Source organism: Halopseudomonas sp. (assembly GCF_036960865.1).
In the GTDB taxonomy this organism is placed as follows: domain Bacteria; phylum Pseudomonadota; class Gammaproteobacteria; order Pseudomonadales; family Pseudomonadaceae; genus Halopseudomonas.
The window spans coordinates 1-577 of record NZ_JBALWE010000027.1; the positions used below are offsets into that span (position 1 = coordinate 1).

Annotated in this window: 1 protein-coding gene; it reads right to left on the minus strand. The window is 51.8% G+C overall.

Features of this window, described 5'->3' with window-relative positions; translation table 11 throughout:
• Positions 1-69: 69 nt before the first annotated feature.
• Positions 70-558 carry a hypothetical protein gene (locus V7747_RS18565; protein ID WP_335617472.1) on the minus strand — a complete coding sequence of 163 codons (489 nt, stop codon included), beginning with the start codon at positions 556-558 and terminating at the stop codon, positions 70-72.
• Between the last annotated feature and the right edge of the window lie 19 nt (positions 559-577).

Consider the following 577-nt stretch of genomic DNA (forward strand, 5'->3'; position numbering starts at 1 on the left):
TAACGCCCGGCACACGTGCCGGTTTGTAGCCGCGGAGCGGCGGAAAAGCGGTCACTGTGCTGCCGCTTGTTATGAGTTGCCACGGCTTTGCCACGTAAGCGTTTTCAAATTGAATTCTTGCGCGCTGTCGTGAGCGGCAATCGTGGCTCTAAGACCGAAGTCAGCGCCTCCAGCATCATGCCATTTCTTGGAGAACCAGCCGATCAAGGCTTTGGTTGCGTGGCTCCATGGATCGAAGTCTTCATCGTCATCTGTGAAGGTATCTTCGAACTCCTGAGGGTACACGCAGGGAATGTTAAGAAGCTCCGGATCCACAGGAGACGGATATTCCGCTCTGCCGGCTGAGTATAAGAAGAACTCAGTGTTATTCAGATCCAAAAAGAATGCACGAACAGGGAAGCCTTGGGTGAACTCATCTACGAAGATCTCAAATTCGATGCCAGCCACCTCCGGCGGGTAACGGTGCGATACCAGCTGTGCTAAAACAGGCGCGATACTACTATCCAAGGCTTCTAGACAAGACTCCACGCCATTCTTGAATTCCTGCACCTTACTCATGTTCTGAAGTACTCATAAC

What these genes read in the sequence shown, in the direction of transcription:
- V7747_RS18565 (WP_335617472.1), bottom strand. Translation starts at nt 558, where the DNA reads ATGAGTAAGGTGCAGGAATTCAAGAATGGCGTGGAGTCTTGTCTAGAA.